The sequence below is a fragment of the Stenotrophomonas genospecies 3 genome (genome assembly GCF_054473855.1).
The window spans coordinates 281,988-306,865 of record NZ_JBTMUR010000003.1 but is presented as its reverse complement, the minus strand read 5'-3'; the positions used below and the strand labels follow the sequence as shown (position 1 = coordinate 306,865).

The following is a 24,878-nucleotide window of genomic DNA, read 5'->3' as shown; positions in this document are numbered from 1 at the left end:
TGTGTGGAATCGCGCCGATCCCGGCGTGTCTGGTGCCCTGGGGCTCCGTGGCGTTGGCCCGGCGAACCCGGTGCCGCGACTGGTCCGTTGCAATCCTGATGTCCATTAGATGACTTCCGAACTCGCGCTCGACGCGAACCCGCCAACCCGGCCGCCCGCCCCCCAGCAGCAGGAAATGCCGCTGGCCGTGGTGCATGGGCAACCGGTCCTGCAGATTCCGCAGGACCTGTACATTCCGCCGGACGCGCTGGAAGTCATCCTGGATGCCTTCGAAGGCCCGCTGGACCTGCTGCTGTACCTGATCCGCCGCCAGAACCTGGATGTCCTGGACATTCCCGTCGCCGAGATCACCCGGCAGTACGTGGAATACATCACCGTGATGCGCGAGCTGCGCTTCGAGCTGGCCGCCGAGTACCTGGTGATGGCCGCGATCCTGGCCGAGGTGAAGTCGCGCATGCTGCTGCCGCGCCCGGTCAGCGAGGAAGGCGATGAAGCCGACCCGCGCGCCGAGCTGGTGCGCCGGCTGCAGGAATACGAACGTTTCAAGCAGGCCGCCGAGGACATCGACGCCCTGCCCCGCCAGGACCGCGACACCAGCCTGGCCCATGCCTTCATGCCCGAACGCGCTACGGTGAAACTGCCGCCGCCGGTGGACCTGAAGGAGATGCTGCTGGCGCTGCACGACGTGCTCAAGCGCGCCGAGCTGTTCAGCGGCCACGCCATCAAGCGTGAGGCACTGAGCGTGCGGCAACGCATGGGCGAAGTGCTGGGACGCCTGGAAGATGGCAAGTTCTATCGTTTTGAAGGCTTGTTCACGGCCGAAGAAGGCAAGCTGGGCGTGCTGGTCACGTTCCTGGCGGTGCTGGAACTGGCCAAGGAACAGCTGCTGGACATCGTCCAGGAAGAACCGCTGGCGCCGATCTACGTGAAATCGCTGGCCGCCGGCAACACCAACGCCCCGCTGCAGTTCAGCAGCGAGTTCGACGACAACGACGCCGCCAATGCAGACGAGTGAGCGCTGACTGCCGATGGATCAATTGCTGATCAACCGCATTGTCGAAGGTGCGCTGCTGGCCTCCAGCCAGCCGCTCACCCTGGCCCAGCTGAAGGACCTGTTCCCGGAAGAGGAACCGGCACCGCCGGGCAGCATCGAACGCGCACTGGAGCGCCTGCGCGAAGCCTGCGAAGGCCGCGGCGTGGAACTGGTCGAGGTCGCCTCCGGCTTCCGCTACCAGGTCACCGGCGAAGTGCATGGCTGGATCAGCCGGCTGTGGACCGAACGCAAGACCCGTTACACCCGCGCCACCCTGGAAACCCTGGCGCTGATCGCCTACCGGCAGCCGATCACCCGCGGCGAGATCGAGCAGGTGCGCGGCGTGGCGGTCAGCAGCAACATCATCCAGGCGTTGGAAGAACGCGAGTGGATCCGCGTGGTCGGCCACCGCGACGTACCCGGCAAGCCGGCGCTGTTCGGCACCACCAAGGGCTTCCTGGATTATTTCGGCCTGAAGCGATTGGATGAGCTGCCGCCACTGTCGGAACTGAAGGACCTGGGCGAGCTGGAACCCCAGCTGTCCCTGGACCGCGATGCACCGGCGGCGGCAAGCGCCGATGGCCCTGACCTCTCGGCCGGCGCCGAAGGCGCTGCCGCAAACGATGATGCCGGCCAGGCCGGCAGTGACACCCCTGATTCCGTCGATGCAGCCCCTGCGTCGGCCTCCGATGAGCAAGCACCTTCGCCCTTCGATGATGGGCACCCCGATTCCGCGCCGGGCGAGCGCGCGGTGCCAGTGAACGAACGCGAAGACAACGCCGTCGCGATGACGACCGTGGCTGTTGACCAAGCCGATTCCGAACCAGAGGCCGACCTCGAAACCGTCGGCCGGAGCAAAACTGATGAGTGACACCCCTCGCAAGCTGTCGTTGAACAAGCTCTCGCTGAAGCGTGAAGCCACCTCCGAACAGTTCAAGTTGGAAGAACGCCTGCACAAGGTGCTGGCACAGGCCGGCCTTGGCTCGCGCCGCGCGCTGGAACAGCGCATCGCCGAAGGCCTGGTCAAGGTCAACGGTGAAGTCGCGCAGACCGGCATGTCGGTCAAGAGCGGCGACAAGATCGAACTGGATGGCCGTGGCTTCGTCGCCACCGCCCTGGCCGAGCCGTCGCGCGTGCTGGTCTACAACAAGCCGGAAGGCGAAGTGACCACCCGCGATGATCCGGAAGGCCGCCCGACCGTGTTCGAATCGCTGCCGCCGCTGAAGGGCGCGCGCTGGATCGCGATCGGCCGCCTGGACATCAACACCACCGGCCTGCTACTGGCCACCACCGACGGTGAACTGGCCAACGCCATGATGCACCCGTCGTTCGAGGTCGAACGCGAATACGTGGTGCGCGTGCGTGCACCGGAAGGCGAGGAAAAGGTTTCCGACGCCATCGTCGACCGCCTCACCCGTGGCGTGGCACTGGAAGACGGCCCGGCCAAGTTCGACGAGATCGAACGCATCGGCGGCACCGATTCGCACGACTGGTTCCGCGTCGTGGTGAAGGAAGGCCGCAACCGCGAAGTGCGTCGTCTTTGGGAATCGCAGGGCTGCCAGGTCAGCCGCCTGAAGCGCACCCGCTACGGCAAGGTGAGCCTGCCGCGCGAACTGGCCCGTGGCCATTCAGTGGAACTGGGCACCGCGCAGGTTGAAGCCCTGCGCGCGCAGCTGAAGCTGGAAGAAGGCGCACCGTCGGCACTGACCCTGCAGCCGGTGATCGGCCAGCGCCGCGCCGCCAAGACCACCGTGCGCGTGCGCGAAGGTGGCCGCGGCAACGCCTACGTCAACGGTCACAACACCGCTGACGAAGGCCGCGAGCTGCGTCGCTTCGACAACGTGCGCGAAGACCGCGGCCGTGGTCGCGGTGGCAAGGGCGGCGGCTTCAAGGGCGGCCTGACGGTCAGCGGTGAAGCGGCAGCCAAGCAGTCGCAGAAGCCGTTCAAGCAGCGTGCCCAGAAGAACGATCGTTCGCTGCCGGAAGGCAATCCGGCCGCGTTCCGCACCTGGTACGTGCCGGATGGCGTGAGCACCGGCCCGAGCGGCCATCGCAATGCCGGTCCGGGCGCACGTGGCCCGGGTGCCCGTGGTCCGGGCGCAGGCGGCCAGGGCCGTCCGTACGGCAAGCCGAAGGGGCCGGGTGCTGGCGCCGGTGGCGGCCAGGGCCGTGGCGGCTTCGGCGGTGAAGGCCGTGGCGGCGCAGGCGGCCAGGGTCGTCCGGCCGGAGCCGGCAACCGCTCGCAGGGCCAGGGCAACAAGCACCCGTACGGCCATCCGGGCAATGCCCCGAGCTTCCCGTCCGACCACGCCACGCCGGGCTTCAACCCGTATGGCAGCCCGAAGCCGGCACAGGGCGCCCGTCCGGGCGGTCGCGGTCCGGGCGGTGGCAACCGTGGTCCGGGCGGTAATCGCGGTCCCGGTGGTCCGGGTGGCAACCGTGGCCCGGGCGGCCCCGGTGGCAACCGCGGTCCGGGCGGCCCGCGCCGCAGCGGCCCGCGCGGCGGCTGATCAGCGATCCGACTGAAATGAAAAACCCCGGCTCCGGCCGGGGTTTTTCTTTAAAAAGGGGACGGAGGGGATTAAGTCGTTTTTGCCACGGCGTGTGTCGAAGGGGCGAAAGCGACTTAATCCCCTCCGTCCCCTTTTGCGTGGCGCTGGAACGCGGCGGGTGTGGTGCCGGTCATGCTGCGGAAGAAGGCGATGAACGGGCTCTCGGCGGAAAAGCCGGTGTCCTGGGCCACGTGCGCGACGCGATGGCCCAGCAGCAGCAACTCCATGGCCCGCATCAGGCGCCATTGCTGGCGCCAGGCCTGATAGCTCATGCCGGTATCACGCTGCATCAACCGGCCGACGGTACGCGCGCTCAGGCCCGTGCGCGCGGCCAGCTCCCCCAGTTCAGGCGGCAGCTGTTCGGCCAGCGGCAAGCACCGTGCGATTCGCGGATCACGCGGCAGAGGCAGATCCATCGGCGCCACCGGTGCAGCGGCGATTTCCAGCACGCACAACGCCAGTTGATGGTGTGCGCGCGGCGACTGCCAGTCATGGTCGAACGGTGCCTGCGCGATCGGCTCCAGCAAGGCCTGCAGCAGCGGACCCACGCCGATGATCGCCGGCTGCCGGGGCAGCTGGGCCGACAGGCTGGCGTCGAAGTACAACGAACGGTAGTCGACCGCCTGGCGCATCTGCGCGCGATGGCGCAGCCCACCCGGAATCCACGCGGCGCGCGCGGGCGGCAGCAGGCTGATGCGATCACCGTAGGTCAGGCGCGTACAGCCCTGCCGGGTGTACAGCAGCTGCGCGCGTGCGTGCTGGTGCCAACCCGAGTCGTGATCCGCCAATGAGGCCGCGATACCCAGCACCGGAGCGCCCCAGGCATCGGCGTCGAAGTGTGCATCCGGCTGCAACCAGGCCATGTCTTATTTCATGTATTCGATGACAGGATAGACAGAGTGCGCCATTGCGGACGCGACCACAATGCGCGGCCCTGTTCCTGGAGCGCCCGCATGTCGCGCCGCCTGTTGCTGCTCACCATTGCACTGCTGATGTTTCCGCAGTTGGCACAGACCCTGTACAGCCCGGCCCTGGCCGATCTGGCCGAACGCTTCGCCCTGCCGCCGAGTGCCGCCAGCCAGGCCATGAGCCTGTACCTGTTCGGCTTCGCTGCAGGCGTGCTGCTGTGGGGGCGTCTGGCCGATCGTATCGGTCGTCGCCCTGCCCTTCTCTGTGGCCTCGGCGTTTTCGCAGCGGGCGCATTGGGCGGGCTGGTGGCTGGCAGCTTCGGCCACGTGCTGCTGGCCCAGGCGTTGGCCGCAGTCGGCGCCGCCGCCGCTTCGGTGGTGACCCAGACCGTGCTGCGCGACCATCTGCAGGGGCCAGCGTTGGCCCAGGCATTCTCCTGGATCGGCATGGCCCTGGCCCTGAGCCCGGCCATCGGTCTTGCACTGGGCACGCTGCTGGTCACCGCCAATGGCTATCTCGGCGTACAGTCCGGCCTGCTGCTGATAGCTGTCCTGCTGGCAGTCGCATGCCTGGCTGGCCTGCGCGAAAGCCGCCCTGCACAGATCCCGCACACGCCCATGCTGCCGCTGCTGCGCGAACTGCTGCACGATCGCTGGATCTGGTCACACGCGTTGCTGGTGATGGCCTTCAACGTGGCGATGTACAGCTGGTATGCACTCGGCCCCTTCGTGTTTGCGCGCCTGCACTGGCCAGCCACCTGGTTCGGCGCCAGCGGCGCGGTGCTGGCATTGGGCTCGGCACTGGGCGCGTGGGGCAATGGCCGCCTGCTGCGTGCAGGCGTTGCCGCAACCACGCGCATCCGCATCGCCGCAGGACTGGTCCTGACGGGAGGCCTGCTGGCCACGCTGCTGGATGATCACCCTGCCCTGGTCGCGGCGATGGTGCCGGTGGTGACGGGCTTCGGCCTTGCCATTCCCAATGTGCTCGGCCAGGCTCTGCGCGGCTATCCGCATTGTCTCGGCAGCGCAGGCGCGCTGTTCGGCCTGCTCTACTACCTGTTGATCGGCGCGGCAATGGCGTTGGTCGGCGCAGTGCAGCTGCTGGCACCGACCCTCATCGTGTGTGGCCTGCTGGCCTTGTGGCTGCAGCGGGATCGGTCAGTCGACGGCGGAAGGCCTGGCTGCCGATCGTAACGATGAAGGACTCGCTCCTGCTGCCACGCGGGCAGCAGGGGCCCCGAGGTCCCTGCCCCGGGGCCTGGATCAGCAAACAGCGGGTTACTGCACGTTGATCACTTCGTCCATCGGCGCGAGGAAGTTGCCAGGACTGTTGCGCGACGCCGAGATCACATAGGTCCCGGGTGTTGCGATGGTCGCGGTGCAATGGCGGATGGGCGTGGTGTTGCCACCGTCGTAATTGTCATTGGTACGGCACAGGAACTGACCATTGGCATAGACCGAGAAATTACTCGTTCCATCCACCTGGCCGCCGCCTGTGATGTAGATTTCCGACGGCGAGCCAGCCACACGCGGCAGGGTGCCGATCTCGAATCTGGCCGTCACCGGATGCGGCAACAGGCTGGGACACGGCACAACGAGTCCGCTGTCAGACAGGCAGACCTCGGCGTGGGCGATGGCGGGCGTGGCGATGAGGGCCACGAGCAGCACGGACGTTCTGAACTCCATTCCAGCGTCTCCAATGATCCCAGCAGAATCGCTGGGACGTCCCTGTTAGGCATTGTGGGGTTACTGCAGGGTCAAGGAAACGTAAATGCACTGCGCGCCCACAGCGTCGGATAGCTGCAGGACCCGCTCTGGGCGGTGCGTTGCACAGCCTCCACTGCGGTTGGCCCCTATCCCTGCCCGATGACTTCATGTCGATGCAGGATGCTCACCGCCGCGCGGCACTTTTCCGGCGCGGATCGACGCTCACACCGCATGTTAGGAATTGCTGCAAACACGAGGCATTGTGCGCCACGCCCGGAATTCACATCAGGGCGCTGGCTATCGTGCGCGCTCTCCCACACCAGGCAGATGCCCATGATCACCATTACCGCCGAACAGGCCCGCGCCAACGCCGATGCCGCCAAGCGCCCGATCGAACAGTTCTACCGCGACCTCGACAACTCGATCCAGATCGGCTCGGAGAATGGCCGCCGCTATCTCGTGTTCGCCTTCAGCCAGGTGATGGCCAGCGAGCAGCTTGTCGAAGACGTGACCGCACAACTGCTCAAGAATGGTTTCGATGTCGAACGGTTGTTGAGCGATTCCGAACAGCACTACATCCGCATCAGCTGGGGATCTGCCGAGCCGTCGCGCCTCAGCGCCGGCTGAGGGTGAACGCGGTGCCGTCCACGCCCAGGTCCCAGCCCTTGCCGGTACCGGACAGGGCCAGCGAGATGTCGCCCTTGGTCATCACCTGCGCGTTGCTGGACTTCACCGCACCGGCATGCGCGCCGACCGAGGCGTAAGTACCCAGCAGTTCGTTGACGCTGACCGCGCCGGTGAAGCTGCCACGCCCGTTGGTGATCTTCGACTTGCCCACGGTCAGGCCGCCGCCCTTCATCTGGATGCGCACCGGCATGCTGGCGCCATTGCTGCAGGTGACCGTGCCATTGCCGGAGGCGGTCTTGTAGATCAGCGACCAGCCGGACAGGTTGTAGCGCAGCTGGCAGTCGAGGTTGCCGGCGGCGTGCGCGGCCGGGGCCAGCGATGCGGCCGACAGGGCCAGCAGCAGGGCGAAGGACGTGTTCATGGCAGGACTTCCAGTTCGGTCGGACTGGCGGCGAATCTAGCAGCGCGCGCGTGCACGTTGGATGCAGGCGCGCGCGCTGGTGCGGCGGCGTTCAGGCCGTCGCTCAGGCCTGCTCGTCCAGGTGGAAGGCATCGGCATCAAGCATCGCCGGAAAGCGCGCGCGGTGCGCGGCCAACGCCTCGGCCGAAATGGTGGTGGTGACCACCTGTTCGCGCTCGCGGATTTCCACCTGCGGCTGGCCGAGGAAATCCAGCACCGCGCTGTCGCCGGCGTAATGCAGCTGGTTGCCATCGACGCCCACGCGATTCACTGCGGCCACGAAGCACAGATTCTCGATCGCACGTGCACGCAGCAGCGTCTTCCACGCATAGGCACGTGCCGACGGCCAGTTGGCGACGAAGATCTGCAGATCGAAATCCAGCTGCTGTGGACGTTCAACGTTGTAGCGGTTGCGGCAGAACACCGGGAAACGCAGGTCGTAGCAGACCTGCGGATTGATCCGCCAGCCCTTCCATTCCACGCTCAGGCGCTCGCGGCCGGCCGCATAGCGCTCGTGCTCGCCGCCATAGCGGAACAGGTGGCGCTTGTCGTAGTACTGCAGCTCGCCGTCGGGGGTGGCGAACAGCAGCCGGTTGTAGACGCCTTCGCCATCACGCAGCTGCACGCTGCCGATCACCGCCGCGTCCAGCGCCTTGGCCTGTTCACGCACCCAGGCCACAGTCGGGCCGTCCATGCCTTCGGCCTGGGCAATGGCTTCGTTGGAAAAGCCACTGGTGAAGGTCTCCGGCAGGATCACCAGGTCGGTGTTGCCGGCCAGCGGTGCCAGCAGCGCGCCGTAGTACTCACGGTTACCCGCCGGGTCATGCCAGCGGGTGTCGCCCTGGACGAGGGAAATGCGCAGATCCTGCATGTTCACGCCTCCGCTCAGAGCAGGCGCAGGCGTTCGATCGCCGCGTCCATCGTTGCTTCATTCTTGGCGAAGCACAGGCGCACCAGGCGCTGGCCGGCCGGCGGGTTCTCGTAGAACGGCGACAGCGGAATGGCAGTGACGCCCTTCTCGATGGTCAGCCACTTCACGAACTCATGGTCCGGCAGGTCGCTGATGGCCGAGTAGTCGACCAGCTGGAAGTAACCGCCCGGCACCGGCAGCGCCTTCAGCCGGGTGCTGGCCAGCTGTTCGCGGAAACGATCGCGCTTGGCCTGGTAGAACGCACCCAGCTCCAGGTGGTGTTCGGGCTCATCGCGGATCATCGCGGCGAAGCCGTACTGCGCCGGGCCGAAGCTGGTGAAGGTGTTGTACTGGTGCACCTTGCGGAACTCGGCGGTCAGCGCCGGCGGGGCGATCGCATAGCCGATCTTCCAGCCAGTGCAGTGGTAGGTCTTGCCGAAACTGGAGATGACGAACGCGCGCTCGCGCAGTTCCGGGTAGCGCAGCGCCGACTCGTGGCGGCGACCGTCATAGATGATGTGTTCGTACACCTCATCGGAGATCAGGTAGATCTGCGTGCCGCGCAGCAGCTCGGCCAGCGCCTGCATGTCCTGCGCCGACAGCATCGCACCGGACGGATTGTGCGGGGTGTTGACGATCAGCATGCGGGTACGCGGGGTGATCGCCGCACGCACGCGGTCCCAGTCGACGGCGAAGGTCTGCGGATCCAGCGACACATGCACGGCCTTGGCGCCGGCCAGATCGATCGCCGGTTCATAGCAGTCATACGCCGGGTCGAGCACGATCACTTCCTCGCCCGCACGCACCACAGCGTGAATAGCGTTGAAGATGGCCTCGGTGCCGCCGCTGGTGACGGTGATTTCGCTGTCCGCGTCGACCTGCGCGCCGTAGCAGTCCAACGCCTTCTGCGCGATGGCCTGGCGCAGCGGCGCTACACCCGTCATCGGCGGGTACTGGTTCAGCCCGGCGGCCATCGCCCTGGCGGTTTCATCGATCAGGCGCTGCGGTGCGGAAAAGTCCGGGAACCCCTGACCGAGGTTGACTGCGCCGTGTTCGGCGGCGAGCTGGGACATCACGGTGAAGATCGTGGTACCGACCTTGGGCAGCTTGGTGTTCGGTTGCATCGGCCTGGGCTGTGGGGGAACAGGCCTGCGAGTTTACGCAATCCGCGCGTCGGTAGTGCCGGCCGCTGGCCGGCACCCCTGGGACGATCTGCGACGCCGGGTCGCATCTGCCGGCCAGCGGCCGGCACTACCATCGGCATTCACCGCTACAATTGCCATCGCACTCCGGCATGAAGACCTTTGCCCCTTGAACACCCCTGCATTGCTGGCCGCCAGCGGCCTGAGCTTTTCCCGCAATGACGAGCCGGTGTTCGGCCCGCTGGACTTCCATGTGGACGCCGGCGAAGCCCTGCTGGTTCAGGGCGGCAATGGCGCCGGCAAGACCACCCTGCTGCGCGTGCTGGCGGGCCTGGCCCGGCCTGGTGCCGGGCAGGTGCAGATCGATGGCAGGCCGGCCGGCAATGCCGAGCGCGCGCGTTACGTCGCCTACCTCAGCCACCTGCCCGCATTGAAGCCCGATCTGGACACGCTGGAGAACCTGCATTTCCTGTGTGGCCTGCACGGCCGTCGCGCACGGCAGATGCCGGGCAACGCGCTGGCCATCGTCGGCCTGGCCGGTTATGAGGACACTCTCGTTCGGCATCTGTCCGCCGGACAGAAGCGGCGGCTGGCACTGGCACGCATCTGGCTGTCACCGGCGCCGCTGTGGCTGCTGGACGAGCCCTATGCCAACCTCGACCTGGAGGGCATCACCCTGGTCAACCGGATGATCTCGGCGCACCTGCGTGCCGGCGGCGCTGCGCTGGTCACCACCCATGGCGCCTATGCCGCACCGCCGGTGCGTACCCGCCAGCTCGACCTCGGCGGTGCCGCATGATCGCGCCGGGTACCGAACCAGGCCTGTGGCAGACCGCAGGCGCCCTGCTCAAGCGCGACCTGCGCCTGCTCTGGCGCCGCCGCGGCGATGCGCTGCAACCACTGCTGTTCGCTGTGCTGGTAGTGGTGCTGTTCGCGCTGGCCCAAGGCCGCGAACCACAGCTGCTGGCCGCCACCGCGGGCGCGGTGCTGTGGCTGGCCGTGCTGCTGGCGGGACAGCTGTCGCTGGATTCGCTGTTCCGTTCCGACGCCGAAGATGGCTCGCTGGAACAGTGGCTGCTGGCGCCGGTGCCGCTGGCCTGGCTGGTGCTGGTGCGCGTGCTCCTGCACTGGGCCACCACTGCGCTGCCGCTGATCGTGGTCAGCCCGCTGTTGGCCGAAATGCTGCATCTGCCGCATGACCAGCTGCCGATGTTGCTGGCATCGTTGCTGCTGGGAACGCCGTTGCTGAGCCTGATCGGTGGCGTGGTCGCCGCACTGACCGTAGGCATCCGGCGCTCTGGTATTCTCGTGGCGTTGCTGTCGTTGCCGCTGTATGTGCCGGTGCTGGTGTTCGGTGCAGGCAGCCTGGCAGCGGCGGGGCGCGGACAGGATCCGGTCGGTGCGCTGCTGATGCTGGGCGCCGGCCTGCTGGTCGCGCTGGTGCTGGCGCCGTTGGCCACCGCCGCTGCAATACGTATTTCTCTGAGTTGACCGAGCTGAGAGCCAATCCACCCCTGCTGGATAGCCGCCACGCATGAATCCGATTGTCCGCTGGTTCCACCAACTCGGTTCGCCTCCCACGTTCGACCGTTTCGCTGCCCGCTGGTCGCGGGTGTTCTACCTCGCGGCGGTGCCGGTGCTGCTGGTCGGCATGTGGCAGGCGCTGCTGGTGGTGCCGCCGGAAGCCAAGCAGCTGGACAGCTTCCGCATCCTCTACATCCACGTGCCCAGTGCCTGGATGAGCCTGTTCGTATTCGCGCTGATGGCGCTGTATGCCGCCATCGCCCTGATCTGGCGGATCAAGGTCTGCGAGATCCTGGCCATGGCCTGCGCGCCGATGGGCGCAGGCTTCACCCTGATCACCCTGTTGACCGGCAGCATCTGGGGCAAGGGCACCTGGGGCACCTGGTGGGACTGGGACCCGCGCATGACCAGCGAGCTGGTGCTGCTGTTCCTGTACCTGGGCGTGATCGGCCTGTATCACGCCATCGAGGACCGCCGCAGCGCCGCACGCGCAGCCGGCCTGCTGGCCATCGTCGGTGTCAGCCTGCTGCCGGTGATCCGCTACTCGGTGGACTGGTGGGGCGGCCTGCACCAGCGCCAGTCGATCAACGTGTTCGGTGAATCGGCGATCAGCAGCGCGATGATCGCGCCACTGTGGTGGATGGTGATCGGCACCAAGTTCTGGTTCGCTGGTTCGGTGCTGGCCAAGGCCCGCGCCGACAATCTCGACCGCGAGGCCGGCAAGGCCTGGGTCGGTGGTCGCGTCGATGCCGCACGTGCGGCCGGGGAGGCCCAATCATGACCCACCTTCCCTATGTGATCGGCGCCTACGCCGTGTTCGTGCTGGTGCTCGGCGCCGACGCCATCGGTTCGTGGCTGCGCCTGCGCGTGGCACGCCGGCTGGCACTGGCCCGCCAGCAGCGGCAGCAGACCCGCGCCGGCAGGCAGGACGCAGCTGTGCCGCTGTCGACGGAGCTGGAACGATGACCCCGGTACAGCGTCGCCGCTTGGCATGGGTGCTGCTGGCCCTGCTCGCCTCCGGGCTGGCCACTGCGCTGGTGGCGATGGCACTGGAGCGCAACATCGCCTACCTGTACACGCCTTCGGAAGTGCTGCGCGGTGATGTCGATGCGCAGTCGCGGTTCCGCCTGGGCGGCATGGTGGTGAAGGGCTCCTTCAACCGCCCGGTCGGTTCGCTGGAAGCACGTTTCGAAGTGACCGACGGCGATGCCCAGCTGGCGGTGACCACGTCGCGGATCCTGCCGGACATGTTCGCCGAAGGCACCGCAGTGGTCGCCAGTGGCCGCCTGCAGGACGATGTGTTCGTCGCCGACGAGGTGCTGGCCAAGCACGATGAGAAGTACGTGCCCAAGGAAGTGGCCGACAAGATGGGCGACGCCCATCGCAAGCATGACGTGCCGGTGACGGCACCCGAGGTGCGCTGAGTGCTGCCCGAACTGGGTCAGATCCTGTTGTTGTGCGCGTTGCTCGCCTCGCTGCTGCAGGCCGGCCTGCCGCTGGTCGGCGCGCATCGCGGCAACACGGCATGGATGGCGGTGGCACGGCCAGCCGCCTTCGCACAGCTGCTGCTGCTCGCCGGCGCCTTCGCGGTGCTCACCGCTGCGTTCGTGCAGCAGGACTTCTCGGTGCGCTACGTGGCCGAGAACTCCAATTCGCTGCTGCCGATGATCTACCGCTACTCGGCGGTGTGGGGCGCGCACGAGGGCTCACTGCTGATGTGGGCACTGGTGCTGGCGCTGTGGACCGGCGCGGTGGCGCTGTTCTCGCGGCACCTGCCGGCACCGGTGCAGGCGCGTGTACTGGCGGTGATGGGCATCGTCAGCGTCGGATTCCTCGCCTTCCTGATCTTCACCTCCAACCCGTTCCTGCGCCTGAATCCGGCCCCGCTGGAAGGCCGTGATCTCAACCCGCTGCTGCAGGACCCGGGCCTGATCATCCATCCGCCGATGCTGTACATCGGTTACGTGGGCTTTGCTGTGCCGTTCGCGTTCGCGGTGGCGGCACTGCTGGAAGGCCGCGTCGACGCGCGCTGGCTGCGCTGGACGCGGCCGTGGACCAACGTCGCCTGGGGCTTCCTGACCCTGGGCATCGCGCTGGGCAGCTGGTGGGCGTATTACGAGCTGGGCTGGGGCGGCTGGTGGTTCTGGGACCCGGTGGAGAATGCCAGCTTCATGCCGTGGCTGGTCGGTGCGGCACTGATCCATTCGCAGGCGGTCACTGAGAAGCGCGGCACTTTCGGCAGCTGGACCCTGCTGCTGGCGATCGCCGCCTTCGCGCTGTCGCTGCTCGGCACCTTCCTGGTGCGCTCCGGTGTGCTGACCAGCGTGCATTCGTTCGCTGCAGATCCGTCGCGCGGCCTGTTCATCCTGGTGTTCCTGTCGGTGCTGGTCGGCGGCAGCCTGCTGTTGTACGCGCTGCGTGCCAGCCAGCTCAGCGTGGACGCCGACGATCCGCGCCGTGGCTTCACCGCCACCTCGCGCGAGACCCTGCTGCTGGCCAACAACCTGCTGCTGGCCACCGCCTGCGCGATGGTGCTGCTCGGCACACTGTATCCGTTGCTGGCCGATGCACTGTCGCTGGGCAAGATCTCGGTCGGCCCGCCCTACTTCGGCAGCCTGTTCCTGCTGCTGATGGCACCGATGATCCTGCTGCTGCCGTTCGGCCCGCTGGTGAAGTGGCAACGCGACCAGCCCTCGCGCGCGTTCGCGCTGCTGGCACCCTGGTTGGGGCTGGCGGTGCTGCTGGGTGCGCTGGCCTGGTGGCAGGCGCCGCAGAACGGCTGGAAGGCCGGTCTTGGTGTCGCCGCTGCGGTCTGGGTCGGGTTCGGTACCGCACGCTTCGTCTGGCAGCGACTGCGCGGCAATGGCCGCTTCACCGCCGAAATGCTCGGCATGATCGTCGCCCATGCCGGCATCGCCGTGTTCCTGGCCGGTGCGCTGCTGGTGGAAGCCCTGAACGTACAGCGTGAAGTGGCGCTGGCACCGGGCCAACAGGTGGTGGTCGGCCGCCACGAGGTGCGCTTCGAGGGCGTGGACCATCGTGAAGGACCGAACTTCATCGCCGACCGCGGCCACCTGCGCGTGTTCCGCAACGGCCGCGAGCTGGCCCTGCTGCATCCGGAAAAGCGCCAGTACGCCAGCGGCGGCCAGGTGATGACCGAGGCCGGCATCGATGCACGCTTCGATGGTGATGTCTACGTGGCATTGGGCGAGCCGCTGGGCAACAATGCATGGGCGGTCCGGGTGCACATCAAGCCGTTCGTGCGCTGGATCTGGCTGGGCGCGCTGCTGATGGCCCTGGGCGGATTCATCACCGCCGCCGACCGCCGCTTCCGTCGTCCGTAGGAGTTCCCATGTCCGAGTCCCCCACCCCGCGCTCCTCCCGCCCGCTGCCGCCGGTAGCCATCGTGATCGGCGTGCTGTTCTTCTTCGGCCTGCTCGGGCTGATGATCTACGGGGTGATGAAATCGGGCGACCCGCAGCGCGACGTGCTGCCATCGGCGCTGATCGACAAGCCGGCGCCGGCGTTCGCGCTGCCGGTGCTGCACGACCCGGAAATGATCGTGCACAGCGACGAACTGCGCGGCGCGCCTTACCTGTTTAACGTGTGGGGCAGCTGGTGCGCGGCCTGCCGCGAGGAACACCCGGTGCTGACCCGTTTCGCCGAGAGCAAGCGCGTGCGCGTGATCGGCTACAACTGGAAGGATGAACCGACCGATGCCCTGCATTGGCTGGAACAGCTGGGCAACCCGTTCATGGTCGTGCTCAGCGACGTGGAAGGCCGCACCGCGATCGACTGGGGCGTGACCGCCGCACCGGAGACCTTCCTGGTCGACGGCAGCGGCGTCGTGCGCTGGAAGTACAGCGGTGCGATGACCCAGCGCGTGGTCGACGAGAAGCTGATCCCGGCACTGGAGAAGATCGAGAAGGCCCAGGGCAATGCCGGCAGCACGCTGCACACGGCGCCCTGAGCCCATGCGCTGGCTGCTGGCATTGCTGCTTCTGATGCTGCCCCTGGCCGTGCTGGCACAGCAGCCGTTGCATGATCCGCAGCCCCTGCAGTTCCGCGATGGCGCCGAAGAACGCCGCTTCCACGACCTGGCCGCGCAGCTGCGCTGCGTGCAGTGCCAGAACCAGTCGTTGGCCGACTCGAACGCGCAGATCGCGCAGGACCTGCGCCGCGAGGTGCTGCAGCTGATGCAGCAGGGCCGCGACGACGCACAGATCAAGCAGTTCCTGGTCGCGCGCTACGGTGAGTTCGTGCTCTATCAACCGCCTCTGCAGCCGGGCACCTGGCTGCTGTGGGGCGGTCCGCTGCTGGTGCTGGGCGCCGGCGCGCTGGTGGTACTGGGCATCGTCCGCCGCCGTGGCCGCACGGTTGCTGCCGCCCCCGCCAGCAAGACCGATGAAGGAGACGGATGGTGAGCCATTGGCTGCCGATGCTGGCTGGACTGGTGGCCGCACTGATGGCGGCGCTGGTGCTGTGGCCGCTGCGCCACCACGGTCGCCGCGGTTTCGTGGTGGGCGTGCTCGCGCTGGGCGTGGCCGGTGCCTGCCTGTATCTGCTGGTTGGTGATCCGCGTGCAGCACAGGTACAACCGACCCCGTCGGTAGCCACCCTGCGCGATGGTGTGCAGGCCCTGCAGGATGCACTGCAGCGAGACCCGCAGCGAGCCGATGGCTGGGCGTTGCTGGGCCGGTCGCAGGCCGAACTGGGCAACGCCGCCGCCGCAGCGGATGCCTTCGCACGTGCTGCCGCTCTCGCCCCGGAAGACCCCGGCGTGCTGGTGGAAGCGGCGCAGGCACGTGCGCAGGCCGATGCCGGCAAGCAGTTCGATGACACCGCGATGGCCTGGTTGCAGCAGGCCCGTGCGCTGGCGCCCGATGCAGAGCGCGCCAGCTGGCTGCTGGGCATCGCCCTGCGCCAGCGCGGAAAGAATGCCGAGGCTGCCGACATCTGGAGCGGCCTGCTGCCACGGCTTGAGCCCGGCGCCGCGCAGGCGCTGCAGGCGCAGATCGCCATCGCCCGCGAAGCCGCCGGCCAGGCGCCCGATGCTGCCGCTGCGACGCCACCGGCGCTGCTGCAGGTGCGCGTGCAACTGCCTGCGCTGAACAACGCTGAGTGGCCCACCAGCACCCAAGTATTCGTGCTGGCCCGCGCCGTGGGTGGACCGCCGATGCCGGTGGCCGCACGCAAGCTGCCTCTGGCCGATTTCCCGGCCACGGTCGGGCTGGGCGACGCAGACAGCCCGATGCCGACCGCACCGTTGTCCGCGCATCGCGAAGTGGAAGTGCTGGCACGCATCTCGCGCAGCGGCAGTGCCAACCGCAGCGAGGACGATCTGCAGAGCGTGCCGGTGAAGGTGAGCCTGCCGCATGAAGGCGTGGTGGAGCTGCGGTTCCCGTAGTGCCGGCCGCTGGCCGGCAACCACGCGGGCGCATCCAGATTCATGAGGTTGCCGGCCAGCGGCCGGCACTACCGGGTGCATCGCCGATGGAAACCAGCGTGTCGCCAGCTCCACATGCGGCCCCGCTAGAATGCGTGCATGACCGAATTCATTCCGCCCGGCACCCGCTTCCACGCCCTGCCCTCGCCGTTCCCGTTCAAGCGCGGTGGCGCCCTGCACGGCGCACGCGTGGCCTACGAAACCTGGGGAACGCTGGCCGCCGACGCCAGCAACGCGATCCTGATCGTGACCGGCCTGTCGCCGGATGCACACGCCGCGGCCAATGACGCCAACTCCGCACCGGGCTGGTGGGAAGGCATGGTCGGCCCCGGCAAGCCGATCGATACCGACCGCTGGTTCGTGGTCTGCGTGAATTCGCTGGGCAGCTGCAAGGGCTCGACCGGTCCCGCCTCGCTCAACCCGGCCACGGGCCAACCGTATCGCCTCGACTTCCCCGAGCTGTCGATCGAAGACGGCGCACGCGCCGCGATCGAAGTCGTGCGTGCACTGGGCATCGAACAGCTGGCCTGCGTGGTCGGCAATTCGATGGGCGGCATGACCGCACTCGCGGTACTGATGCTGCACCCGGGCATTGCGCGCAGCCACGTCAACATTTCCGGCAGTGCGCAGGCACTGCCGTTCTCGATCGCGATCCGTTCGCTGCAGCGCGAGGCGATCCGTCTCGATCCGCGCTGGAATGGCGGTCACTACGACGATGCCGAGTATCCCGAGTCCGGCATGCGCATGGCGCGCAAGCTGGGCGTGATCACCTACCGTTCGGCACTGGAATGGGATGGCCGCTTCGGCCGCGTGCGGCTGGATTCGGACCAGGCCGACGACGATCCGTTCGGCCTCGAATTCCAGGTGGAAAGCTATCTGGAAGGCCATGCACGGCGCTTCGTGCGCTTCTTCGATCCGAACTGCTATCTGTACCTGAGCCGTTCGATGGACTGGTTCGACCTGGCCGAATACGCCGACGGCGACGTGCTGGCCGGGCTGGCGAAGATCCGGGTGGAGAAGGCGCTGGCGATCGGCGCCAACACCGACATCCTGTTCCCGGTACAGCAGCAGCAACAGGTCGCCGACGGCCTGCGCGCCGGCGGTGCCGATGCGCGCTTCATCGGCCTGGAGTCGCCGCAGGGCCATGACGCCTTCCTCGTCGATTTCGAGCGTTTCGGCCCGGCCGTGCGCGGCTTCCTCGACGCGCTGTAAGTGGCATGGCGGCGTAACCTCGCGCTGGCCGCATTCGGTGCGTTGATCGCACTGACGGTCAGCGGCGTGCTGCCGCTGTGGCTGGGCGGTTGGTGCCTGCTCGCCAGCGCAGTGTCGTTCGGCCTGTACGGCCACGACAAGCGCGCGGCGCAGCGAAAGCAGTGGCGGATTCCCGAGCGCACACTGCAGTTGCTGGCTTTTGCCGGCGGTTGGCCGGGCGCGCTGCTGGGCCAGGCGCTGTTCCGCCACAAGCATCGCAAAGCCGAATTCCAGTGGGTGTTCTGGCTGTGCGTGCTGGCCAACGTGGCCTCGATCGCGGTGATGCTGCGCGAGTTCTCGCGGTAACCGTTCGAATGGGTAGTGCCGGCCGCTGGCCGGCAATTCCGTATCCGTATCAAGCGCCATGAGGTTGCCGGCCAGCGGCCGGCACTACCATTCACGCTTCGCGCACCACTCCCCCATCACGCAACCGGTACTGCGCATCCACCACGCCGTCGGGCAGGTCGTCGTGGGTGATCATCAGCAGGCTGCGCCCGTCCAGCAACCCGGAGAGGTCCTGCAGCAACGCACGTGCGGTATCCACGTCCAGGCCTTCGGTCGGTTCGTCCAGCAGCAGGATCGGCGCATTGCGCAGCAGCGCGCGCGCCAGCGCCAGGCGTCGTGCCTGGCCGGCCGACATCGTCGCGCCGTTCTCGCCCACCCAGGTCTGCAGGCCACCGTTGCGCTCGGCCCACTCGCCCAGGCGCACGCGACGCAGCACCGCCCACAACGCTGCGTCACTGGCATCGGGATCACCCAATCGCAGGTTCTCGGCCACGCTGCCGGCAAACACCGGCGCGTTCTGCGGCAGCCACGCCAGTTGCCGGTGCCAGTCGGCCTGGGCGAAATCACGCAGGTCGCGGCCCCCGTAGGTCAACCGTCCCTGTTGCGGATCCCATAACCGCAGCAGCAGGCTCGACAGGGTGGTCTTGCCACTGCCGCTGTCGCCGCGAATCGCGATCCGCTCGCCCGGCGCCAGGGTCAGCTGCAGGCCGGACAACACCGGCCGCGCCGCACCGGGCCACTGGAAGTGCACGTCATCCCAATGCACGCGCGCGGCCTGCGGCACCGCCTGCGGCGCCTGCGGGTCCTCCACCGTCGGCGGTTGCTCGACGATGGCCTGCAGGCGATCGGCGGCGATGCGCCCGGACTGCAGCGACTGCCAGGCCAGGCCCATGCCGGCCCACAGTTCGATCAGTGCCACGGTGAGGAACACCAGACCCGCTGCCATTTCCGGCGCGATGCGCTGCTGTTCGGCCGCATGCAGGGCCAACGCCAGCATCGCCACCAGGCCCAGTCCGGCGACCAGGCCATGCAGGGTCGAGGCCGCGATCAGGCGCCAGCGCCGACGACGATCCCGCGAAGCCAGCTGCTTGGCGGCCACGCGCACCTTCAACTGCCACGCTGCACCGGCATGCAACGCGGCCAGATCACCCGCGCCCTCCAGTCCTTCGAAGGCTGCGGTACGCAGGGCAGCACGATGCGCGGCACGGTCGGCCTCCTCATCGTCGCGACCACGCACGCCCAGCCACGGCACACCGAAGGCGATCAGCAACGCCAGCACCGCCAGCAGTACCGCCGCAGACGGCAGGATCACAGCGGCCGAGGCGATCGCCACCAGTGACAGCGCACCCAGCGCCACCAGCGGCCCGATCGCACGCACCAGCAGGCCATCCACCTCATTGATGTCACCCAGCAGGCGTGCCAGCAGTTCGCCGGTACGCGTGGCCCCCAGCCGCGCCGGCGCCAGTGGCAGCGCGCGGCGGAAGAACCACACGCGCAGGTCGCGGGCGATGCGCAGCGTGGCATCGTGGCCGACCAGCTTCTCGAAGTAGCGCGACACGATGCGCGCCATGGTCAGGCCGCGGATGCCGGCCGACGGCGAAAAGAAGTTGAAGCCCTGCGCCAGCCCGGCCGCACCGGCCAGCGCAGCGGCGGTCAGGAAGCCACCGGACAGGCCCAGCAGGGCGGTGCCGGCCAGCATCGTGATCCACAGCAGCAGCATGGTCAGCAGCAGGCGCGGCCGGTGGCGCAGGAACACCGCGCGCAGCGAATCAGGCGAGCGGCTCATGCGCGCACCGCCTGTGCCGGTTCCACCAGGCGGCCTTCCGGCAACAGCAGGCAACGGTCAGCCCACGCGATCACCGCCGGGCTGTGGGTGGCGACCACCACGCTGCGGCCACGTGCATACGCGGCCAGGCTGCGCAGCAGTGCGGCCTCGGTATCGGCATCGAGGAACGCGGTGGGCTCGTCCAGCAGCAGCACCTGCGGATCACGCAGCAACAGGCGGGCCAGGCCGATGCGGCGGGCTTCGCCGCCGGACAGGCCGAAGCCACGTTCGCCGATCACCGTATCCAGGCCCTGTGGCAGGCGCTGTGCGAACTGCAGCACCTGCGAGGCCTCGGCCACTGCGCGCAACCGCGCATCGCTGGCGCCGGGATCTGCCAGGCGCAGGTTGTCGGCGATGCTGCCGTGGAACAGGTACGGTCGCTGGCTGGCATAGGCCACCTGCACGCCGGGCCGCAGCTGCAGCTTGCCGGCACGCGGCGGCAACCAGCCGGCCAGCGCCTCAAGCAACGTGCTTTTGCCGGACCCGCTGGGACCGACCAGGGCCAGGCGCTGGCCCGGCTCCAGCAGCAGGTCCAGATCCTGCAGCACGTCCTGCGGCGCGCCCAACGGGCGCAGCACCAGCCCCTGCGCCTGCAGCGGCGGCAATGCGGCCTCGGCCGGCTCCGCCGCCAGCGGCGCGATCTCGTTCTCGATCAGGCCCTGCTCATCGGGCAGCGACTGCAGCAGGCGCTCCACCTCGGCGGCGGCAGCCAGTGCGTTGGCACGATCGTGGTAGTGCGCGGCCAGACGCCGCAGCGGCGCGTAGAACTCCGGCGCCAGCAGCAGGCAGAACAGCCCAGCGCCCAGCGTCGGCACTGCTGCATGCAGCGTCATCAGGCCCAGATAACTCAGGCCCAGGTACAGCGCGACCATCGCCACGCTCACCGAGGCGAAGAATTCCAGCACCGTGGACGACAGGAAGGCGATGCGCAGCACCTTCATCGTGCGCACGCGCACGCCTTCAGCGGCGGCCGCGATGCCGTCCAGTTCGGCCTCGCCGCGGCCATACAGGCGCAGCAGGCCCAGACCCTTGATGCGGTCGGCGAAGTGGCCGCTCATCCGCGCAAGCTCGCCCAGCTGCGCACGGCCGGCGGCTTCAGCGCCCCAGCCCACCAGCATCATGAAGAACGGCACCAGCGGTGCGGTGAACAGCAGGATCAGCGCCACCACCCAATCCACCCAGGCCACAGCGGCCAGGATCAGCAGCGGCACCACCACCACTTCGGTGCGCACCGGCAGGAAGCCGCTGTAATAGCTCTCGATCGCATCACCGTGATGCAGCATCAGTTCGCCCAGTTCGCCGGTGCGGCGCTGCCGCAGCCACAGTGGGCCGTGGCCCAGCAGGCGTGCGAACACGCGTTCGCGCAATGCCAGGCGTGCAGCGTCGGCCACGTCACCGGCGGCGGCCTGGGTGGCGCTGCCCAGCAGGGTGCGCAGCACCAGGATCACCGCCAGTCCCGCCAGCACCGGTAGGCCCGATGCCAGCGGCGCGCGCTCCACCAGCACCTGCTGCACCAGCCAGGCGATGGCAGCGGCCTGGCCGATCAGCAGCGCGCCAGACAGGCTGATGCACAGCGCCGCCAGACGCTGGCGACCTCGAGCGGAGCGCGCAAGATCGGCCAGCCAGGCGGTGCGGGCACGCCGCTGGCGGGTCGTTTCGGCTTCCGGGGAAAGGCCGTCAGGGGTCGTTTCGGCAGCGCTCAAGGGGTCTTCACGGGTAACAGGGGAGACACGGCATTGTAGGCGCAGGCAATAGCCGGCCTCTGCGGCCAGCGGTCGCAGTCTTCATCAGGTTGGCATACGATCAACCGGGGCACCTGTTCATACATTGATCTGGATCAAGGCTGTTTGAAGTAGTCGGTCACATCATTCACGTCGTAGACCACCCTTCCCGCCACCTGCAACGGCACTATCCAACGAGGTAGCCAGGCCATGATTGATCAGACAGTCGTAGAACTGTCGCGGCTGCAATTCGCGCTGACCGCGATGTACCACTTCCTATTCGTACCGCTCACCCTCGGCCTGTCCTTCATGGTAGCCATCATGGAGAGCGTGTACGTGATGACCGGCAAGGAGATCTGGCGCAGGATGACCCTGTTCTGGGGCGTCCTGTTCGGCATCAACTTCGCCATGGGCGTCGCCACCGGCATCGTCATGGAATTCCAGTTCGGCATGAACTGGTCCTACTACAGCCACTACGTGGGTGACATCTTCGGTGCACCGCTGGCCATCGAAGGCCTGATGGCGTTCTTCCTGGAAGCCACCTTCGTCGGCCTGTTCTTCTTCGGTTGGAACCGCCTGACCAAGGTCAAGCACCTGATGGTGACCTGGCTGATGGCGCTGGGCACCAACCTGTCGGCCATCTGGATCCTGATCGCCAACGGCTGGATGCAGAACCCGACCGGCGCGGTGTTCAACCCGGAAACCATGCGCATGGAAGTCGTCGACTTCATGGCCGTGGTGTTCAACCCGGTGGCGCAGGCCAAGTTCGTGCACACCGTCAGCGCCGGTTACGTGACTGGTGCAGTGTTCGTGATGGCGATCAGCGCCCTGTTCCTGCTGCGCAACAAGCACAAGGACCTAGCCCGTCGTTCGTTCGCCGTGGCCGCAGCCTTCGGCCTGCTGTCGTCGCTGTCGGTGGTGGTGCTGGGTGACGAGAGCGGTTACGCCGCCAGCGAACACCAGAAGATGAAGCTGGCCGCGATCGAAGCGATGTGGGAGACCGAGCGTGCACCGGCCGACTTCACCGCCTTCGGCATCCCGAACCAGGAAACCCACCAGAACGACTACGCGGTGAAGATCCCGTACCTGATGGGCCTGATCGCCACCCGTTCGTTGAACCAGCCGATCCCGGGCATCCTGGAACTGGTCGAGCGCGCCGAACACCGCGTGCGCGGCGGCCAGCTGGCCTACGGTGCGCTGGAACGCCTGCGCGCGAACAAGAACGACGTTGAAGCGCGCGAGATGTTCGACCGCCATTGGCAGGACCTGGGCCATGGCCTGCTGCTCAAGCGCTACCGCGATGACATCCTCAACGCCACCCCGCAGGAAATCTCGCAGGCGGCGATGGACACCGTGCCGCGCGTGATGCCGCTGTTCTGGACCTTCCGCGTGATGGCCGGACTGGGCTTCTACCTGATCGCCTTCTTCGCCCTGGCCTTCTACTACTCCTGCCGCAACAACTTCCAGGACAAGCGCTGGTTCCTGCGCCTGGCCCTGTGGACGCTGCCGGCACCGTGGATCGCGATCGAATGTGGCTGGTTCGTGGCCGAATACGGTCGCCAGCCGTGGGCGGTCGACGGCGTGCTGCCGACCTTCTATGCAGCATCGGGCCTGGCCCTGCATGAAATCGTGCTGACCCTGGCCGGCTTCACCGCGATCTACACCGCGCTGATCGTGGTCGAGATCAAGCTGATGCTCAAGGCGATCCGCAAGGGTCCGGACGAGGTGCTGCCGTCGCTGCAGTCGCCCCAGCCGCATGCTTCCCACAATGCCTCGGCGCCGGCCGCCGGCCAGGCCTGAGGCAGGAGAACCAAGATGGATTTCATTCTTCTGGACTACACCACGCTGCGCGTGATCTGGTGGTTGCTGCTCGGCATCCTGCTGATCGGTTTCGCCGTGATGGATGGTTTCGACCTGGGCGTGGGCACCCTGCTGCCCTTCGTCGCCCGCAACGATGCCGAGCGCCGGCTGGTGATCAACACCATCGGCCCGGTCTGGGAAGGCAACCAGGTATGGCTGGTGCTCGGTGGCGGTGCGATCTTCGCCGCCTGGCCGCCGCTGTATGCGGTCAGCTTCTCCGGGTTCTACCTGGCGATGTTCGTGATCCTGTTCGCCCTGATCCTGCGTCCGGTCGGCTTCAAGTTCCGCAGCAAGATGCCCAGCGAGCGCTGGCGCAACACCTGGGACTGGGCGCTGTTCATCGGCGGCTTCATCCCGGCGCTGATCATGGGCGTGGCAGTGGGCAACGTGGTGTTGGGCGTGCCGTTCCACTTCGATGACAGCATGCGCATCTTCTACACCGGCTCGTTCTTCGGCCTGCTGATGCCCTTCGCACTGCTGGCCGGCCTGCTCAGCGTGTCGATGCTGGTCGCCCACGGTGCCGCCATGCTGGTGCTGAAGACCGATGGCCCGGTGGCCGAGCGTGCGGCCCGCTTCGGCAGCATCGCCGCGATCATCGCCTTCGTGCTGTTCGCCGTCGGTGGCGCCTGGGTGGCCTTCGGCCTGCCGGGTTACCAGATCACCTCGCAGGTGGTCACCGATGGCGCCACCAATCCGCTGCTGAAGACCGCCGAACTCGGCGCCGCCGGTGGCTGGATGCGCAACTACAGCACGATGCCGGCCACGATCCTGGCCCCGCTGCTCGGCCTGGCCGGCCTGCTGGCCAGTGCGGTGCTGCTGCGTGCCCGTCGCGGCGGCCTGGCCTTCATCGCCTCCGGTGCGGCCATCGCCGGCATCATCCTGACCGTCGGCTTCGCCATCTTCCCGTTCCTGCTACCGTCCTCGAGCCAGCCCACCTCCAGCCTGACCGTGTGGGATGCCTCGTCCAGCCACCTGACCCTGTGGATCATGCTGCTGGCCACGGCGGTGTTCCTGCCGATCATCATCGGTTACACCACCTGGGTGTACCGCGTGCTGAAGGGCAAGACCACCACCGAAGAGATGGGCAACAACCCGAACGCGTATTGATCGCTTGCATGTGTGCCGACCAACGGTCGGCACCTACCCGGAATGAAGGAGACTGATCATGTGGTATTTCGCCTGGATTCTCGGCGCCGGCCTCGCCTCGACGGTGGCCATCCTCAACGGCATGTGGTTCGAAGCCCGCGAGCAGAACCGCATCGAGAAAGAAAATCGTCGCTGAGCTGTAAAAAAACCTTGCCGCCTTGGCCTTCACACGGTATCTTAGGCGGCTCCTTCGGGGTGTAGCTCAGTCTGGTAGAGCGCTACGTTCGGGACGTAGAGGTCGCAGGTTCGAATCCTGTCTCCCCGACCACTTCGGTGGTCGCATTGAAGCCTGGTGAAGTCGTCCAGGCTTTTTTGTTCCCTGAAGTGGCACTGCTTCGGCAGTGTGAAGAAAACGGCATTTACCCCTTGCCGCCATCGGGGTAAATCGCTAGAATAGGCGGCTCCCTTCGGGGTGTAGCTCAGTCTGGTAGAGCGCTACGTTCGGGACGTAGAGGTCGCAGGTTCGAATCCTGTCTCCCCG

26 protein-coding genes and 2 tRNA genes are annotated in these 24,878 nt (G+C 67.4%); 21 read left to right on the top strand and 7 right to left on the bottom strand.

Translation table 11 applies throughout. The features are described from left to right. The first annotated feature begins 109 nt into the window (after window positions 1-109). The 3 genes from ACX9OT_RS06315 to ACX9OT_RS06305 are packed head-to-tail and all read left to right on the top strand — an operon-like array spanning window position 110 to window position 3,543. Window positions 110-1,015: a segregation and condensation protein A gene (locus ACX9OT_RS06315; RefSeq protein ID WP_006456456.1), complete on the top strand. Its 906-nt coding sequence runs from the start codon at window positions 110-112 to the stop codon at window positions 1,013-1,015. Between the two features lie 13 nt (window positions 1,016-1,028). After that, a complete protein-coding gene (scpB, locus tag ACX9OT_RS06310; RefSeq protein ID WP_071229738.1) occupies window positions 1,029-1,904 on the top strand; it encodes an SMC-Scp complex subunit ScpB in 876 nt (291 codons plus the stop codon). After that, window positions 1,897-3,543, top strand: a complete 1,647-nt coding sequence (locus ACX9OT_RS06305) for a pseudouridine synthase (protein ID WP_110712888.1) — start codon at window positions 1,897-1,899, stop codon at window positions 3,541-3,543. The genes scpB and ACX9OT_RS06305 overlap by 8 nt, the downstream gene beginning before the upstream one ends. Window positions 3,544-3,659: 116 nt before the next feature. On the opposite strand, the gene ACX9OT_RS06300 is transcribed toward ACX9OT_RS06305, so the two are convergent. Beyond that, window positions 3,660-4,448: an AraC family transcriptional regulator gene (locus ACX9OT_RS06300; RefSeq protein ID WP_317217048.1), complete on the bottom strand. Its 789-nt coding sequence runs from the start codon at window positions 4,446-4,448 to the stop codon at window positions 3,660-3,662. Between the two features lie 90 nt (window positions 4,449-4,538). Between ACX9OT_RS06300 and ACX9OT_RS06295 the strand changes: the two genes are divergently transcribed. After that, a complete protein-coding gene (locus ACX9OT_RS06295) occupies window positions 4,539-5,687 on the top strand; it encodes an MFS transporter (RefSeq protein WP_459001443.1) in 1,149 nt (382 codons plus the stop codon). Window positions 5,688-5,771: 84 nt separating this feature from the next. Here the strand turns inward: ACX9OT_RS06295 and ACX9OT_RS06290 are convergent, their stop codons facing one another. Next, complete coding sequence (locus tag ACX9OT_RS06290) at window positions 5,772-6,179, bottom strand: hypothetical protein (RefSeq protein WP_010486702.1); 408 nt, start codon at window positions 6,177-6,179, stop codon at window positions 5,772-5,774. 354 nt (window positions 6,180-6,533) lie between these two features. Here ACX9OT_RS06290 and ACX9OT_RS06285 point away from each other — a divergent pair, with 354 nt between their 5' ends. Then, the gene (locus tag ACX9OT_RS06285; protein ID WP_071229734.1) at window positions 6,534-6,827 is read left to right on the top strand and encodes a hypothetical protein; all 294 of its coding nucleotides are present in this window, start codon (window positions 6,534-6,536) and stop codon (window positions 6,825-6,827) included. Here ACX9OT_RS06285 and ACX9OT_RS06280 read toward each other — a convergent pair. The 3 genes from ACX9OT_RS06280 to ACX9OT_RS06270 all read right to left on the bottom strand — a co-directional run bounded on the left by ACX9OT_RS06280 (window position 6,814) and on the right by ACX9OT_RS06270 (window position 9,321). After that, window positions 6,814-7,248, bottom strand: coding sequence for a hypothetical protein (locus tag ACX9OT_RS06280; protein WP_071229733.1), 435 nt, complete (start codon window positions 7,246-7,248; stop codon window positions 6,814-6,816). The two genes, ACX9OT_RS06285 and ACX9OT_RS06280, sit on opposite strands and share 14 nt — an antisense overlap. A 103-nt stretch (window positions 7,249-7,351) precedes the next feature. Beyond that, the gene (locus ACX9OT_RS06275; protein ID WP_458075110.1) at window positions 7,352-8,158 is read right to left on the bottom strand and encodes an amidohydrolase; all 807 of its coding nucleotides are present in this window, start codon (window positions 8,156-8,158) and stop codon (window positions 7,352-7,354) included. A 14-nt stretch (window positions 8,159-8,172) separates the two neighbouring features. Further along, window positions 8,173-9,321, bottom strand: coding sequence for a pyridoxal phosphate-dependent aminotransferase (locus ACX9OT_RS06270; protein WP_126927525.1), 1,149 nt, complete (start codon window positions 9,319-9,321; stop codon window positions 8,173-8,175). A 187-nt stretch (window positions 9,322-9,508) separates the two neighbouring features. On the opposite strand from ACX9OT_RS06270, the gene ccmA reads away from it, so the two are divergent. The 11 genes from ccmA to ACX9OT_RS06215 all read left to right on the top strand — a co-directional run bounded on the left by ccmA (window position 9,509) and on the right by ACX9OT_RS06215 (window position 17,866). Then, a complete protein-coding gene (ccmA, locus tag ACX9OT_RS06265; protein ID WP_019336398.1) occupies window positions 9,509-10,138 on the top strand; it encodes a heme ABC exporter ATP-binding protein CcmA in 630 nt (209 codons plus the stop codon). Next, the gene (gene ccmB, locus ACX9OT_RS06260) at window positions 10,135-10,830 is read left to right on the top strand and encodes a heme exporter protein CcmB (protein WP_006456616.1); all 696 of its coding nucleotides are present in this window, start codon (window positions 10,135-10,137) and stop codon (window positions 10,828-10,830) included. Before ccmA ends, ccmB begins: the two co-directional genes overlap by 4 nt. Before the next feature lie 43 nt (window positions 10,831-10,873). Further along, a complete protein-coding gene (gene ccmC / locus ACX9OT_RS06255; protein ID WP_049460760.1) occupies window positions 10,874-11,644 on the top strand; it encodes a heme ABC transporter permease CcmC in 771 nt (256 codons plus the stop codon). Then, window positions 11,641-11,829: a heme exporter protein CcmD gene (gene ccmD / locus ACX9OT_RS06250; RefSeq protein ID WP_005413988.1), complete on the top strand. Its 189-nt coding sequence runs from the start codon at window positions 11,641-11,643 to the stop codon at window positions 11,827-11,829. Before ccmC ends, ccmD begins: the two co-directional genes overlap by 4 nt. Beyond that, window positions 11,826-12,287 (top strand): cytochrome c maturation protein CcmE, encoded by a 462-nt coding sequence (ccmE, locus tag ACX9OT_RS06245; RefSeq protein WP_459001436.1) that lies wholly within the window; start codon window positions 11,826-11,828, stop codon window positions 12,285-12,287. The genes ccmD and ccmE overlap by 4 nt, the downstream gene beginning before the upstream one ends. Next, on the top strand, window positions 12,288-14,207 hold the full coding sequence (locus ACX9OT_RS06240; RefSeq protein ID WP_459001434.1) for a heme lyase CcmF/NrfE family subunit: 1,920 nt from the start codon (window positions 12,288-12,290) through the stop codon (window positions 14,205-14,207). It abuts the gene before it with no gap. Between the two features lie 8 nt (window positions 14,208-14,215). Beyond that, the gene (locus tag ACX9OT_RS06235; protein ID WP_459001432.1) at window positions 14,216-14,833 is read left to right on the top strand and encodes a DsbE family thiol:disulfide interchange protein; all 618 of its coding nucleotides are present in this window, start codon (window positions 14,216-14,218) and stop codon (window positions 14,831-14,833) included. Window positions 14,834-14,837: 4 nt separating this feature from the next. Beyond that, complete coding sequence (locus ACX9OT_RS06230; protein ID WP_032129419.1) at window positions 14,838-15,287, top strand: cytochrome c-type biogenesis protein; 450 nt, start codon at window positions 14,838-14,840, stop codon at window positions 15,285-15,287. Then, window positions 15,281-16,270, top strand: a complete 990-nt coding sequence (locus tag ACX9OT_RS06225) for a tetratricopeptide repeat protein (protein WP_459001429.1) — start codon at window positions 15,281-15,283, stop codon at window positions 16,268-16,270. The genes ACX9OT_RS06230 and ACX9OT_RS06225 overlap by 7 nt, the downstream gene beginning before the upstream one ends. A gap of 138 nt (window positions 16,271-16,408) precedes the next feature. After that, complete coding sequence (gene metX, locus ACX9OT_RS06220) at window positions 16,409-17,521, top strand: homoserine O-acetyltransferase MetX (protein WP_049423967.1); 1,113 nt, start codon at window positions 16,409-16,411, stop codon at window positions 17,519-17,521. After that, entirely contained in the window at window positions 17,522-17,866 is a 345-nt protein-coding gene (locus tag ACX9OT_RS06215; protein WP_071229728.1) for a DUF1294 domain-containing protein, read from the top strand. 91 nt (window positions 17,867-17,957) lie between these two features. Here ACX9OT_RS06215 and cydC read toward each other — a convergent pair whose 3' ends face one another. Further along, complete coding sequence (gene cydC, locus ACX9OT_RS06210) at window positions 17,958-19,631, bottom strand: thiol reductant ABC exporter subunit CydC (protein ID WP_459001426.1); 1,674 nt, start codon at window positions 19,629-19,631, stop codon at window positions 17,958-17,960. Then, entirely contained in the window at window positions 19,628-21,373 is a 1,746-nt protein-coding gene (gene cydD, locus ACX9OT_RS06205; protein WP_459001424.1) for a thiol reductant ABC exporter subunit CydD, read from the bottom strand. Before cydD ends, cydC begins: the two co-directional genes overlap by 4 nt. Before the next feature lie 228 nt (window positions 21,374-21,601). Here cydD and ACX9OT_RS06200 point away from each other — a divergent pair, with 228 nt between their 5' ends. The 5 genes from ACX9OT_RS06200 to ACX9OT_RS06180 all read left to right on the top strand — a co-directional run bounded on the left by ACX9OT_RS06200 (window position 21,602) and on the right by ACX9OT_RS06180 (window position 24,878). Continuing rightward, window positions 21,602-23,191, top strand: a complete 1,590-nt coding sequence (locus tag ACX9OT_RS06200; protein ID WP_071229725.1) for a cytochrome ubiquinol oxidase subunit I — start codon at window positions 21,602-21,604, stop codon at window positions 23,189-23,191. 15 nt (window positions 23,192-23,206) lie between these two features. Further along, the gene (gene cydB / locus ACX9OT_RS06195) at window positions 23,207-24,358 is read left to right on the top strand and encodes a cytochrome d ubiquinol oxidase subunit II (protein WP_014037846.1); all 1,152 of its coding nucleotides are present in this window, start codon (window positions 23,207-23,209) and stop codon (window positions 24,356-24,358) included. Window positions 24,359-24,416: 58 nt separating this feature from the next. Beyond that, entirely contained in the window at window positions 24,417-24,533 is a 117-nt protein-coding gene (gene cydX, locus ACX9OT_RS06190; RefSeq protein WP_005410354.1) for a cytochrome bd-I oxidase subunit CydX, read from the top strand. Between the two features lie 55 nt (window positions 24,534-24,588). Then, a tRNA-Pro gene (locus ACX9OT_RS06185) sits at window positions 24,589-24,665 on the top strand. A gap of 140 nt (window positions 24,666-24,805) precedes the next feature. Beyond that, window positions 24,806-24,878, top strand: a tRNA-Pro gene (locus ACX9OT_RS06180).